At 44.6% G+C, this 15,120-nt stretch carries 9 protein-coding genes and 1 riboswitch; of the genes, 1 reads left to right on the top strand and 8 read right to left on the bottom strand.

Annotated features, from left to right (window positions below; all coding sequences use genetic code 11):
* Positions 1–5: 5 nt before the first annotated feature.
* From OGI71_RS13955 to OGI71_RS13970, 4 genes are all read right to left on the bottom strand, one after another.
* Positions 6–1,583 (bottom strand): hypothetical protein, encoded by a 1,578-nt coding sequence (locus OGI71_RS13955; protein ID WP_282249715.1) that lies wholly within the window; start codon positions 1,581–1,583, stop codon positions 6–8.
* Between the two features lie 2 nt (positions 1,584–1,585).
* Positions 1,586–2,644, bottom strand: a complete 1,059-nt coding sequence (locus OGI71_RS13960; RefSeq protein ID WP_282249716.1) for an HlyD family secretion protein — start codon at positions 2,642–2,644, stop codon at positions 1,586–1,588.
* Positions 2,644–3,963 (bottom strand): TolC family protein, encoded by a 1,320-nt coding sequence (locus OGI71_RS13965; protein ID WP_282249718.1) that lies wholly within the window; start codon positions 3,961–3,963, stop codon positions 2,644–2,646. The genes OGI71_RS13960 and OGI71_RS13965 overlap by 1 nt, the downstream gene beginning before the upstream one ends.
* 435 nt (positions 3,964–4,398) lie before the next feature.
* A complete protein-coding gene (locus OGI71_RS13970; protein ID WP_282249720.1) occupies positions 4,399–5,163 on the bottom strand; it encodes a DUF3050 domain-containing protein in 765 nt (254 codons plus the stop codon).
* A gap of 212 nt (positions 5,164–5,375) precedes the next feature.
* Positions 5,376–5,469: riboswitch (SAM-I-IV-variant riboswitch) on the top strand.
* Between the two features lie 66 nt (positions 5,470–5,535).
* Here OGI71_RS13970 and OGI71_RS13975 point away from each other — a divergent pair.
* Positions 5,536–5,799, top strand: a complete 264-nt coding sequence (locus OGI71_RS13975; RefSeq protein WP_282249722.1) for a 5-oxoprolinase — start codon at positions 5,536–5,538, stop codon at positions 5,797–5,799.
* 96 nt (positions 5,800–5,895) lie between these two features.
* Here the strand turns inward: OGI71_RS13975 and OGI71_RS13980 are convergent, their stop codons facing one another.
* From OGI71_RS13980 to OGI71_RS13995, 4 genes are all read right to left on the bottom strand, one after another.
* Positions 5,896–7,413: a RagB/SusD family nutrient uptake outer membrane protein gene (locus OGI71_RS13980; RefSeq protein ID WP_282249723.1), complete on the bottom strand. Its 1,518-nt coding sequence runs from the start codon at positions 7,411–7,413 to the stop codon at positions 5,896–5,898.
* Positions 7,414–7,418: 5 nt separating this feature from the next.
* Positions 7,419–10,595, bottom strand: a complete 3,177-nt coding sequence (locus tag OGI71_RS13985; protein WP_282249724.1) for a TonB-dependent receptor — start codon at positions 10,593–10,595, stop codon at positions 7,419–7,421.
* A gap of 111 nt (positions 10,596–10,706) precedes the next feature.
* Complete coding sequence (locus OGI71_RS13990; protein ID WP_282249725.1) at positions 10,707–13,058, bottom strand: glycoside hydrolase family 95 protein; 2,352 nt, start codon at positions 13,056–13,058, stop codon at positions 10,707–10,709.
* Between the two features lie 6 nt (positions 13,059–13,064).
* Positions 13,065–15,050, bottom strand: coding sequence for a sialate O-acetylesterase (locus OGI71_RS13995; RefSeq protein WP_282249726.1), 1,986 nt, complete (start codon positions 15,048–15,050; stop codon positions 13,065–13,067).
* Positions 15,051–15,120 lie beyond the last annotated feature (70 nt).

Raw genomic sequence — 15,120 nt, forward strand, 5'->3', positions numbered from 1 at the left:
CGCCGTTATACCGGTGAAATCTGATTCTTTTTAAGCTTCTTATACATACTTTTCAAGGAAGGGGAAATCAGTATCAGCAGCAAGATGCTGATACTGATTATGGACATCAATTCATAGTAGTCCATACCATACCGGACGAAAGACTGTATATTAACCCGCTCGCTGATGAGCTTCAATCCCGCGGTATGCTCCTTGTAATGCAATCCATGTTGCAATACCCTGTGAGATTCCCGCTGAATATAGTCTTCAAATATCAGATTGCTTGACTGCAGCTGATCTCGAAAAACCTCCCGGTGCTGGGCATGTTCAAATAATTTAAAGAAATTCTGCAGACCAATACTACTGGTATAGCCAAGGTAACGGACAGCCAAACAAGCTGCCGCCGCTGAGGCTCCCAAATGAGGACGTACACTTGCAATCACAAATAAGATTGTCGGAACCATAATCAGACCAACACACAGTCCATGCAATATCAATGGTAGCCAAAAATGATCTTCATTGCCCTCACTTTCAAATGAAAAAAACATATATTGATGAAAGACCAACAGGCAACAATAACCAACAATCCAGATCCATTTCACTGTGCGTCGTTTTAATAACCAGTAAAAGGATAGCATAACACCACATACAATCCCGAGAATATTAAACCATTGGATATAGGATAGGTGAATGGGATCCAAGCGGATGACCTGTAGAAAATACTGATTGGAGATCGCCAGCGAAAACCGTTCAATATACATCATATACAAGACCAGGATTCCAAGCAGGAATTTCCGATTTCCAAAGATGGACAACTCGATATAAACACGTTTAATTGCTTTCTGTCTAATCATAAACAGGCCTAGACATAAAATTCCACCGATCAGTACGGTCAGCATGGAGGTATCCGAAAACCAATAAAGTTCCTGTCCATAGACCATCAGATAACCGAAACTTATAACAATGAAACTGTAAAGGATAAAACTGGCCCAGTCCAAGGAAAATAAAGGGTACGGTCGATTATGTCGGATGGGTTTCATTGTGACGATGATCAGCAGTAGCCCCGGCACAAAAGATAAGGCAGCATAGAGATAAAGTTCATCAAAGTTAAATGAATCAATGAATTCCGCTGTCACAAAGGTATTGAAAGGCGAACTACAGAGCAGCATACAAAAAAATATGGCATAACTTCCCTCCTTGGCCCTTTCGGTTTTTAGGCGGGAAAATATCATGGATATAGAGAGGTTGACAGCCGATGCGAACAGCATACCCTGAAAAAAGCGTAAGCCATATATCCAACTAATCTCGTTGATGCGATACATCAGGTAACAATTGAGCAGCTGTAAGAGATTGAAAATGACATAGTACTGCTTGACAGGGAAATACTGAAAAAAGCGTCGTTCCAGGACATAGAATCCGACAAATCCCGCGTAGAAAAGAATAATGAGGAATTGGACATCACTGGGCTGTGCACCGTAGAAACCAGCAGTGACATTGACATTGGCACCGGGCAGAAAAAACAAGACCATACTAGGCATCAATCCGCTGAATAAAATCAGCTTAATCAGCCATTCAGGTACCCAGTCTTTGAAAATCCCTTTCACTGTTATTGATTTTTTGAGACCGAAACATTGACGTTCATTCCTGAGAGTAATTTTGCAGCTCCCTTACCCCTATCCAGTTCAATACGAACCGGAACGCGCTGTACGATCTTCACAAAATTGCCGGTCGCATTATCTGGTGGGAGTAGCGAAAAAGAGGAACCTGTTGCCGGGGAAATAGAAATTATCTTTCCATAGAATGTTTCATCCGGGTAAGCATCCGCAACAACCTCTACACGCCCACCAAGGTGGAGATAACGCAATTGCGTTTCCTTAAAGTTGGCTGTCACCCAAGTTGGTGTCTCTGCATTGACAATAAATCCCAGCACCTCGCCAGGATTTACCATCTGTCCCTTTTCAATGCTACGTTTCCCTACCCGACCATCATAGGGAGCCCGGATTACGGTATATCCCACATCAAGATGCTTTCGGTTTGCTGCAGCCGACAACCGTGCTTTCTCTGCGTTAATCACCCCTTTTTTCACATCAACATCATTCACCCGATCCCGCGAGGCCTCCAACTTATGCTGCAATGCGGCGAGCTCACTTTTGTACACCTCCAGTGTGGCTTTAATATCTTCCAGTTGCTGCGCCGTAGCAGATTTTTCATCAAACAGAAACTTATAGCGATCGTATTCCAGTTGCTGTTTCGTCACCCGCGCTTCGGCAGCAGCAATGGATTTTTCCAACGATTCGTGTTCGGCCTGCAATATTTCCTTTTGGCTGCCCAGCACGTTGATTTCTGCATTTTCTTTGTTTATCGAAGCCGAAGCTTGCTCTGCTTCAAATTTGTACTCCCGATTGTCGATAAGCAGTAAGGTATCGCCGCGCTTGACCGATTGATGATCTTTAAAGTGAACCGAAACAATGTAACCGCCCACACGGGAGATGATGGGATTAATATACTGGGTCACTTGGGCATCATTGGTATAGGTATAGCGTATGCGCAGCCAAAGTATCCTTCCGCCCCATAGTAAAAGTGCTAACAAAGCAATCCCAGCCAACCAATTGGTGATTCTGGTCAATTGTACATCGGTCATTGACCGGCCTGATTTAGGTTTCATTAGATAGTCCCCTTCAAAAATTCAATAAAATAATAATGTTTCTGTACCGCGATTCGGGCGGATTCCAGATCAAAGTTTGTCTTGAGGCATTGCATATCTGCATCCAATAGATCCGTAATCAGTGCCGAAGACTTGAAATACCTATTTTTTATAATACGGGCATTTTCTTTGGCCAGCGTTAGATTTTTTTGGCAGACAGCCTGTTGTTCCAGCGCTAGATTATAATCTAAATAAGCCTGCAACAGTTCATTTTCCACCACTTCCTCCTCATGGTGGTGTTTGACCTCCTCTCGCTTTAAAGCAACCTGAGCTCCCCGGACAATATTTTTATTGAGGTACAATGCGGATATTGGGATGTTCAATTTAAGTCCTACGATATTTAAATTGTACCAGCTCCCATTATATGGATATAGAAATACCTGTGGATTCGCAAAAGTAAATGTATTGGTCAGGCCTAGTTCGGGCAGGTAGTTTGACTTCGCCTGTTTGATACTCAGTTTTTTCAACGCAACTTCCTGTTCGGATTTCAGCAGTACAAAAGCTTGATGTTTGGCAACAGCAACGATTTCCGCATAGTTCAGCGGATGACTTTCCATCGTGGCATACATCGGGATAATTTCTTGTCGTATATCGGCGATGAGTTGCAATTTTTGGTTGATGATCTTGATATCATTAGCGATCTGTACCAGCAGCAGTTCACGCTTGGACAATTCGAGGGAAATCCTTAAGACATCACTATGCAGCACAACACCGGCTGTATAACGGTGTTCGATCTCTTTCAATTGTGTCCGCTGATCTTTGATATCCTGCTCGATCAGCAATTTGTTGCGATAGGCTAAATCCAGATCCAGAAACAAGTTACAGATCTCCAGCTTAATCTGCGCCGTGGAACTTTTCCAATCAATATTGGCCAGTTCCATTTCGAGTTTTTTTGATTCGATTTTCATAAGATCCCGATGACCGTTGTAGAGATTCAAGTAGAAATCGAGTCCGGTATCATACAGGTAATGGATAACATTGTGTTGTGATGGTTTGGCAAATATTCCTTTATCGTAGACAGGCATATTGCTCGCATAACTGGCGGAAGCCCTGATACTGATTTTCGGCAGCAATTCCATCCGTTGCTGCTGTACGGCGATCACCTTTTCCTGAAGTTGCAAATGTGACTGTTCAATGTATTTACTGTTTTGCAGCGACTTACTGATCAAATCAGCCAGCGAGATACGTAGCGAGTCCTGGGCCTGCGTTTCTAAAACCGAGCATACGAGCACCGCAATAGTGCTTATTACTTTTGTCCAATGCGACGAAAAAAAGTTCAATGTCTTTCTGTTATTTTTTTGCGTTGCAAACTTAGATACTAATTGGAAAATGCATTTCTTCACAAACGCCAATATGTTATGTAAAAAAGACATTTTTCAATCAATTTTAAACAAAAGGACAAAATCCGCCAAAACCCATCCCAAGGTATCCTTGGTATCACCCTCCTCTAACGGCAATTCTCCTCATGCCAATTGGCTAAAAAACAGCGCAACAGCGCCAGGTTTGCATGCAAATACAAGATCTAACAGAAAATTCTTCGAAATAATTTAGCTGGGGAGTTTTTGTTATTACAGGATCTTCTCCTGATAGTTCCATTTTGGGAAAATGGAGGCTTAAAACTGTATGAAATTTATTTTCAACAAATAAAAATACATATTTTATACAGAATACAATGACCGCGGGTCAGACAGCTCAACAAAAAAATAGAAGATTCCTTATAGGGAATCTTCTATTGCGTTCCAGAGTTCAATACGCTTTTGAAGCGCTTCTTTACTTACTATTTTCATTTCTTCCCACTTCTCATCATCCTCTTTGGCTAGATCAGAGATCATCTGCATTGCCAAAGGACCATGCTCATCACCGTCCAGATCAATATGACGTTGGAAATAATAGATAAAATTATCCAAGCTCGATTCTGGGAAGTTGGTTTTTAGCTCCTGCAAAATAGAGGTAAACATACCTGGGATAAGATCCTCACGTCCGAATGTAAAAGCTGCGGCAATTTTATGTACCTGTCCCTCTTCGATCAGTTCAAAAGTAAAATTCAGAAAATCTTTAATTCGTTTGTCCAAAGTTGTCAAAGCAATGGCATCGAAAATACTTTTGGATTTCTTGGCATGGACAATAAATTTATTGATCAGGTGCAGATCTGCTCCCATTTCACTCATTGCGTCCAGATACATTTCAAAATGGCTCAAACGGCGACCATCGATATATTCGTCAGATTCTTCCGCTAATACAATTTCGTTGATCAGATAGCGTGTCGATGGATGCTCGCTCGCAAACCAAGGTAAAGTCGTACAGGTCAATTTAATCTGCAAAGCTTTTAGTAAAGACATAAAATCCCATACAGCGTACACATGCCCTTCGGTAAAAGAACGTAGATTCCTGATCGTTTTGATTTTACGATACAAAGGGTGTTGCAATAATACTTCGCGTTCGGCAGCTATGTATTCGTTAATTTCCGCAATTCTATTCATGGCGCAAAAGTATTGTCTTATCTCTGTTTTTTAAAGTATTTTCAATGAGATTACAGTAACATGATAAATTATCTATCCAGTTATCCACTTCATAACCAAATCACAAACAACAGCCCGCCCCAGCTTTTTGACCTCCCCAGTCCTGTTGTTAACGCTCATTTACAGTTAAAAACAAAAATATTTTTTATTATAAAAAATAATCCACTATATTTGTAGAGTATTCAGAATTGCATGATGCAATACCAACCGAGTGTAGGCACCGCGGTGGTAAATTAATACGGGTTTCGACCAAAATAAACGTCGCAGAACGATTATTTTCCCAAAAAGATCTGGATACAGTTTATGGTTTAATCCTTTAAATTTTTAAATTGTATGGCTACTACAACAAATCTTTACCAACACTTACTGGAAAAATTCAGTTATTATTCAACAGATGAACTGATACAGCTCAACAATGACACGATTTTGGGTCAAGGCTGGGGATCGGCTAAAGCTACCTTTAGAACAGCTTTGATCAGTACGTTCTCCAAAAGAGGACTGGATCTTTCCAACATCATTTCCAAGGAAGACGGTTTTACCTCGGTGAAGCATGTCCCGGTACGTTTGGAACACAATGTCCTGATTCCTTTACAGTAATCGTTATCGGCAAAAAAAGCGCGCATCGAAAGGACTTCGTGCGCGCTGCTGTGGTTGGTTTAGGAAATTGCCGATCAAAAGAAGGCGATAATCTTATTATTTGTAATTTGGATTCTGAATTAACACACCTGCGCTCTTTTCAATTTCTGTTTGTGGTAATGGCCAGCGGTAAAATTTGTCTTCAAAATGATAGGGCACTTTACTGTCTTTGACCGCATTGAGTACTTCACCTGCGATATGCCAACGGATCAGGTCGTAATGCCGTAGTCCTTCGAAAGCAAGTTCTACCCTCCTTTCGTGGCGGATACGTTCGCGCATTTTTTCCTTGGTATAACCGGCAGGGAACCCGGGCATCTGGACGCGGCTCCTCAGGGTTTTCATGGCATCGTAAACCGATTGATCTGGCCCGGCGATTTCATTTTGTGCTTCGGCATACATCAATAACACCTCCCCAAACCGTAATACAACCGCATCCTGTTGGCTCAATGTTGAAAAGCCAAAAGGTAAGTTGGCCGGATCCAGAAATTTCAGCACCCCATAACCTGTAGGCCGCGGATTGGACGGTGTATGGATCTTACCGCCACCAAAGTCGGGATGATCCACAAAAAGTGTTTTGCTCAAGCGCGGATCCCTATCTTTGAAGGGATTGGCTCGGTCAGTCAACGGTGATTCACCAAAAGGTAGACCATCTTTGCATTCATAGGTATCCACGAGGTTTTGTAAAGGTGAAGCAGCGATCCAGTCGCCTAGGTACATGTCCCAGGGGGCTGTATTATTCGGTGCCAGAAAATTGACCGAAAAGATAATCTCGGTATTGTTCTTCTGTGTTGCATCGCGAAAGACATTTTCAAAAGCCGTACTCAGGGTATACTCTTTCATGACATCGGTGCATAAGTCTTTTACCTCTTTCAAGATTGCTAAATCTGGCACCCCTTTGTCACCATAAGCCGCAAACAATAAAACTCGTGCTTTCAAGGTTTTTGCTGAACTTGCGGTCGCATGTCCCCCATTATTGAAATAAGGTTTAGCCGCTAAGTTGGCGATCCCAAAATCCAGATCAGCCCGAATCTGTTTTAGAATATTCTCCGCACTTTCCTTTGGCTGACGCTGATCCTCCAGACTGAGGGGAGTCAGCACAAGCGGCACCTCACCATAAATACTGTACAATTGGAAATAAACAAAAGCACGGATAAAGCGGGCTTCGGCTTCCATATTTTTCTTCTCTGCATCGTTCATATCGGAGCCGTTATAACCCTGAAGCTTCACGATCAGGCGATTGGCACGTCCTATTCCCACATAAGCATCGTTATAAATACCGGTTTCGTAGCCCCCTGTGGTCGGATTTAAATTCCCACCTACGATTTCATTGACGCTACCTGAATTGAACTGATTGTAGCCATTGTCGGTCAGACAGTCCCGAAAAGGCATCCCATAGGAGAACGTCTCGCTCTGCAGCGAGGCATATACACCGGCCAATGCATTATCAAAATCCGATTTTTTGCTAAAATAGTTATCCGAAGCAATCTGATCCAAAGGATTGAGGTCCAAGGCACTGTTACAGGAACCAAAAAATAGACCGGATAGCATCAACGCTGTTATAAATTTCTTTTTCATAGCACTTAAAAATTAACTTGTACACCAAATGAATAAATCTTGTTTTGTGGATACTGCACCACATCACCATTTCCATAGCGTTCAGGATCCAATCCCTTAAATTTGGTCGCAGTAAGGAGGTTATCACCCGAAAAGTAAACCCGTAGGCGGTCAATTTTATATTTTTTCAATAGCCCTTCAGGTAAAGTGTATCCTAACACAAGATTTTTCAACCTGAAGTATGAAGCTTCCTGTATAAAATAGCTGGAAGCACGGCTGAATTTCTCCGGAGCACTCCAACCCCAATAAATACGGGGCATCGTTGTCGAAGGGTTTTCAGGTGTCCAACGGTCTAACCAGTCTTTTGTCGGCGGACTACCCTGTACAAATGGGGTTACGCCCCAGCCCGAAACATAGGATTTGACACCATATACCCCTTGTAATAGAGCCGAAAAGTCAAAGCCCTTAAAACTTGCACTTAGATTAAAACTATAGTTCAGCTTTGGATCCACACCGGAAATAATTGTTCTGTCGTTCGCATCTATTTTTCCGTCCCCATTGACATCCCGATACTTAAGATCTCCTGGCAGTGTATTATCATTAAACTGCTTAGGCGACCCCGCTATTTCAGCATCGGATTGAAATATGCCGATGACTTCGTAGGTATAAAAGCTGTCCATCGCATAGCCATTTTTCTTGATCGTATAGCCGCCGATTTCAGGCTCGCCAAATTTCACCAGCTTGTTTTTGAAACGATCGAGGTTTGCACCTAGCTGATAACGTAACCCTTCCAATGCCCCAGTAGTAATCTGATTACGATAAGTAATGCCCAATTCAACACCTTTATTCTCGACAATCCCATCATTTACGTAAGGAGCACCCAAACCAACGATTGCAGTAATCTGTGACTGCCTTAGAATATCGGTCGTTCTCTTTTTATACCAGTCAAAGGTGATATCTAAATTTTTAAACAGACTTAAGTCCAACCCCACATCGGTCATCGTTGTTGTTTCCCATTTAATAATCGGGTTGTTTAATGCCTGTTGAGCAACACCGGAATTTAGCGTACTATTGTCAAAAGAATAATTTCCGGTAAGTCCCAATACTGGCTGATACGGATAGTTACCGGTGTTCTGATTTCCGAGTTGGCCCCAGGATCCACGGATCTTCAAATTATCCAGCCAACCGGAAGCGAATTCCTTGACAAACGATTCTTCAGATACACGCCAGCCTGCAGAGAAAGAAGGAAACGCTGCCCAACGGTTTTTACCGTAAAACTTCGAACTACCGTCGTAACGCATATTGGCTTCCAAGAGGTATTTCCCTTGATAATCATAGTTCAATCGGCCGAAATACGAGATCAGCGCCCATTGGTTGGCTGTTCCGTTTGCCCGTTGAATATCCGATCCACCGGCATTTAATTCTGTTAGTGTATCGTCGACAAAATTCTGTCGGAAGCCCTGGAGGTAGGTATACTTGCTTTTTTCAATGCTATATCCGGCCTGAGCCTTGAGGTGGTGTGCTCCAAACGCGCGATCATAGTTCAGGTAAGTAAATAAATTGGTGTATATTGTTTGCTGATCCTGATCCGTAAGGCCCTTTCCAAGATCCAGTGTTGTTCCGAGCGTACCTGTATGGTAGTAATATTCATCCAACGTTGATTTATAATCCTTGTACTTGTCCATATTGAAGTTATAGGCACCTTTGGTATACCAAGAAAGACCTTTAAACAGCTGAACCTCCATCCAGGCCTGTAGATTGGCAGCATAGTCATCGGTATTGTACGTGAATTTCCGATCCAATACAGCCATTGGGTTTTTATTGTTGTACTCCCAGTCGTAAGCTTTGTAAGTATATCGCCCGCTACCATCCGGCAAAAATGGGCCATAGGTTGGCGCCTGCGACATTGCCGACAGGAACAGGTCTTTGGATCCCCCTGGAATAGATTCGGTATGTCCTGTTTTGAGCAAGATATTTGTTCCGAATTTAATACCCTCCGAGATTTTTGTCGTCAGATTGAGGCGGGCGGAATAACGGTCGTAGTTAAAACCTTTGATCATTCCATCCTGATTGACGTAGCCCAAACCAACATTAAAGGTTGTCTTCTCATTTCCGCCCTGGATACCGAGATTATGGGTATAAGTCGGTTTAGTTTGGAAAATAAGCCCCAGCCAGTCCGTATTTGGATATTTTACAAGATCGTTGCTATTGCGATAGGCCGCGATCACATCGGCGGGATATAGGCCATCGTTGAGATTGGAATTCTTACGCGCTTCGTTGTATAATTCCATATACTGCGCCGAATTGGTGATCAGATCAAACATTTTCGTAGGCTTATAGATACCCACATTTCCGTCATACTGAACCGTTGTCTTTCCCGATTTCCCTTGTTTTGTCGTGATCAGAATAACGCCATTGGCTGCACGCGAACCGTAGATTGCTGCGGAGGCTGCATCTTTTAGTACGCTGACATTTTCGATATCATTGGGATTGACGTCGGAGAATTTGCCCTGCACACCATCAATGAGCACCAGGGGATCCGATCCGGCACCGCTAAAGGTGCCCTTGCCCCGAATACGGATGGATACGCCTTCATTGCCCGGTTCTCCCGAGCCCTGATTGATTTGTACGCCCGGGATTGCCCCCTGCAGCATGGAAGCCGTATTGACAACGGGCCGTTTGATCATATCTTTGCCACTCACTGTAGCCACAGCACCGGTTAGGTTTACTTTCTTTTGCGTACCGTAACCGACCACAACGACCTCTTCCAAACTCGACGAAGCGTCATTCAGCTGCACATTCACGGTTCCCTCATTAGCAGCAACAGACATTTCCCTGGTTTCAAATCCCAGTGAAGAGAACGTCAGTACAGCAGTTCCACCCGTCAGGCTGAGCTCGAATTGCCCCTGCTGATCCGTTTGTGTTTCCTGCGTTGTATTTTTGACCCGTACTGTCACACCGGGTAGCGGGCGCCCTGTATTGTCCAGCACTTTTCCTTTTATTGTACGCTGTTGACCTATCCTATCGAGGACAGTGGAAGGGGCTTTTTCTGTTGGGGCAAAACGACGGTCTGTCGTCCTTAGTGATGCTGCTGAGCCCGTGTAGGGTACAGCTATCGAAAGACAGAGTGCCATTATACTGGCCTCAGGACCGAAGGACAGGCCCTTGATCAAAGGCCATTGTCTTGTCTTTTCTGTTTTCATATTTACTTTTTTTGTTTATAAGGTGCTTTTATCTTGAAATTTTTGACACAAAGCATCCCCTATCATGCAAAAAATTGCATGATCCAATTCGGTTGAGGACGCTATGTTTTGTTATTTTTCTTTTGTACGATAGGCGATCCAGTTATGATCTATACATACGTTAAGTTGTTGTGATTTGGGTGAATAAATCTGATAGTTCAGTATCTTACCATCTTTCCATTCCATATCTAGCGTGTGATTTCCCTTGATGCGCATACCCCTCACCCGGCCTTCTTTTTTCCAGGCCTGAGGAACCGCCGGTAGAAGATACACCGTATCCTGATGGGACTGCACCAGCATCTCGGCGATACCCGCTGCTCCACCAAAATTACCATCGATCTGAAATGGGGGCCCTGCTGTTAGCAAATTGGCGTAAACACCACCACCGGCGCCATAATTGATATGTGTATCGACACGTGGAGTCATGAGTTGCCGAAATAATTTATAAGCCCGCTCGCCTTCATGCAATCTGGTCCAAAACAGTAGTTTATGGGCAATGGCCCAACTCGGTCCATCATCCCCCCGTACATCCAGGCTTTTTTTAGCGGCAAGCTGCCAGTCTGGATGTTCATCATAACGGATCAGATAGCCCGGATACAAGCCATACAAATGCGAGATATGCCGATGCTGCGGATCCACCTCTTCATAATCTTCGATCCATTCCATGATACGGCCATCTTTGGCTAGCTGCACCGCTGGTGCTAAGCGTTTCAGTTGCGCCGCAACCTTCGTTAAAAAAGGATCCGATTGATTGCCCAATAATCCCGCTGCATGAATGATATTTTCAAATAATTCGCGTACGATCTGATTATCTATTGTTGGCCCCATCGTGACGTTTGCCTGCTGCCCATTAGGGAGCTTGAAGGAATTTTCGGGAGATACAGAAGGCGAAGTCAACAGCCAGCCCTTGGTTGGGTGTTCGGTCAGGGCACTGGAGTAAAACTGTGCTGCCCCATAGAGAATCGGGTATATCCGCCGTAGATAGCCCATATCTTCAGTATAGAGGTAATGTTCCCAGAGGTTATTGCAGAGCCAGCCCGAGCCCGCATTGGCAATTCCCCAGGAAGCAGACTCTCCCGGTTCGGTATAGCCCCATACATTGGTGATCACATGGGCTACCCAGCCCGGTGCATTATAGTACGCTTTCGCGGTCTTTGCTCCCGGGGCCATAAGGCCTTCCACAAGACCCACCAAGGGTTCATTGAGCTCCCCCAGATTAGCCGCCCCGAGGTGCCAATGGTTCATCTGCACATTGATATCCAGGTGGTAGTCCCCATTCCAGGGCGTCTGAATCTGATTTGCCCATAAGCCCTGTAAGTTTGGTGGTAGCAAGCCTAAACGCGTACTGCTGATACTCAGGTAGCGACCATACTGATAGAATAGCGCCGCTAATCCTGGATCCTGATCCGGTTCTTTACCGAAAGCCACCAAACGCTGATCGGTCGGTAAGTCATCTTTCGACTGCCCCAATCGGAGCGACAAACGGTTGAACTTTGCCAAATAGTTTTGCAGATGTTCAGCATACTGCTGGCTATAGGATTTTTTCAAAGCCCTTGTTAGCGTTTCAGCTGTCGTACGCTCAAAATCCTTACCTTTAAAATCAGTATCTGTTGACACGTAAATTAGCACTTCGTCAGCCTGTTGAATAACAATAGATTGTCCTTTTACCAGCTGTTTTCCTCCTTTTATCTGCGCGCGGACACGTGTTTTGAACTGCATTCCTTTACCATCTACACCATTGTCCAATTGTCCTACCAAAACAAGCTCGCCATCCTCGGTCTTGGAAGTAGCCCTTTCGGGACGTTCAATCTTGATTTCCAGGCTAATCTGTCCTTTTTTGCTGCTCTGTAAACGAATAACGCCCAGGTCATCAGCAAAGCTTGTCCAATATTCGCGGCTATACCTGACGCCTTTGAGCTCATAGCTTGTTTTTGCCATCGCCTTATTGAGGTCCAGTTCCCGGCGATAGTTCTGCACTGCGGTGAGATCCGTTTCTCCGTCAAATGCAAGCATCAGATTGCCGAGTACTTGATAACAGCCCCATTGCTTGCCGCCCGATCCCGGGCCTTTGCAGATAAAATGCTGGTCTATCAGACGCTGAGCAAGGTCGTTTTTCCCGTTTTTGATCAGATTTCGAATACTATCCAAATACCTGCTGGCCTCATAATTATTGGCATCCTGAGGACTTCCCGACCATAGGGTGATATCATTGAGTACAATATGGTCATTCTTCAATCCACCATCGGGCATCATGCCAATTTTTCCATTGCCCAGGGGTAAGGTCTCCTCCCATTGTTTTGCCGGCTGCCGATACCAAAGTTTGCCCCCCTGCACTTGCCCAAATAAGTTGCCCGAAAAAAAGAAAACCACAAGCGTGCAGAGTAACTTACCTTTCCGAAGATTTATTTTTGATGATCTACTCATGTGGTTTTAGTTTTTTGTCCAGTCATCGGTTCGGAAGGGAGATCCAGGTACACCGGCTTCGTTGTATAAAATCAGGTCTGGGTTATCCGCCCAGCCATAACGCACTGCGACGGGTGATGGTACTTCTTTGGCAGATACGATCAGCTTATTTCCGACCTGTTTGACTTCTGCAGGATAAAAGACCTGATCGGCACCAGCAATTGTGAAACTACCGCTACGTTTATCCGCTTCTTTCAGCACAAGCTTTTTGCCCATAGGGTTAAAGCTAAGTTCCATTTCTGCAGCTTTTGTCGTCCAATGCTCAAGAACAGGGCCCGAATAAGGGATCTTCTTACCATACAGCTGCGCTGTTGCGATCCAGCCAAGCCTTCTACCGACATCCTGCTTGTTTTTCGGATGGATATCCTGTGCATCGCCGATATCTGCAATGACTGCCATACCTGTATAAGGCAATTTGAGTGTTTGGCGCTGCGCTTCCCGTAATCTCGCCCAGGAAGAAGGCTGCGGTGTTAAACTTTTCGCTTTAAAGTTGGCCAGTTGAACAAAATAAAAAGGCATCTTTTCATTGTTCCACTGCTGGCGCCAGTCCTGAATCAGTGCGGGCAGCAGTTGCTGATAAGGAGCGTCTTTTGAATCCGCGTTACTTTCACCCTGGTACCAAATGGCACCTTTTATTTTAAAATCCACAAAAGGCTTAACCATAGCATTATAGAGCACAGTAGGTCTATTGGGACCCTCCATCGCATTAGGTTTTGCCGGCAGCTTCGCCAGATCATAACCAACTTTGCATTTCCAGTCTCCAACGAGAGATAGCTGTTCGCCATTTGGTCCTTCCAGTCGCGGCTGTTCTGTACCGCCATATATTCCGCCATCGCCGGCTCCATCAAATACGCGAACGGCGATATGCAATAGGCTGCCATTATTGGCCGTTGCAGGAATGGTATACTTCCGAATCTGATCATAACCGACAGTTTCGCCCACCTTTGTACCATTGACATAGGTTATGTCGTTGTCATCAATTGCTCCCAAAATCAACTTGAGGGGTTTACCTTGCCAATGTGCCGGTAGTGCAACGTCTTTGCCAAAATAAACGACACCATCCATTCCCGGAAACAGGTTCCTGTCAAAAAAACTAGGAATTGTAATCGTGAACCAGGTACTCTTATCCAGTTGTGGTGCAAACCACTCGCCCTGCGTTGCTGTCTTCACCTGATCCTGCTGTTCGGCGACGCGATTCCATTCAGCCAGATCTTTCGCATAGATTTCCTGTGCATCCGGACGTTGGATTTTCTCAATGGCTGCCGTATAGGTTGAAAAAGGTGAAAGTGCCTCCCGGCTCATCCAGGCTTCAATGATTGTTCCGCCCCAGGAGGAATGGATCAGGCCAATGGGAATGCCTGTTTTCTCGTAGATCTCACGTGCAAAAAAATAGGCTGTCGCCGAAAACTCCGGAATACTTTGTGGCGTCACCGGATTCCATCCACCGGATTCCACCTGCACTGCTGTGGTAGGTTGATTGGCGGTTGCTTTTGGAATCTGCAAAATACGAATATTAGGGAAGTTGGCTGCTTTGATTTCCTGCTCAAAGTTGTCGATCTTGCCCCAGCCCGCCAGGGGCATTTCCATATTTGACTGTCCTGAACAAAACCAGACTTCACCGATCAGAATATTCTTTAGGATCAATTGATCACCATCGTTGATGGTAATTTGGTAGGGTCCACCGTATTTCGGCGTCTCCAGATAGACTTGCCAGCCTCCTTGCTGATCGACCTCAACCTGATAGCTCTTGTTGTTCCAGCTGGTGTTTACGCTAAGTTCCTTGCCTACTGCTGTACTGGTTCCCCATATCTTGACCTTTTCTTTCTGCTGCAGCACCATATTGTCGCCAATAAAAGCCGGCAGCTGTACTTTGGCCTGTAGGGCAGAAAATCCACTGGCAACGCTGAGTAGCAGGGCCAACAAAGTCCGTTTATACTGTTTAGGTTTTATCATGATTTTTGAGTTTGTTGCTCAATTGGGTTTATACATTTGGCGCATCCGAAGTCCAGACTCTTGGAGTCGG

It is taken from the genome of Sphingobacterium sp. ML3W, from assembly GCF_029542085.1.
Taxonomy (GTDB): Bacteria; Bacteroidota; Bacteroidia; order Sphingobacteriales; family Sphingobacteriaceae; genus Sphingobacterium.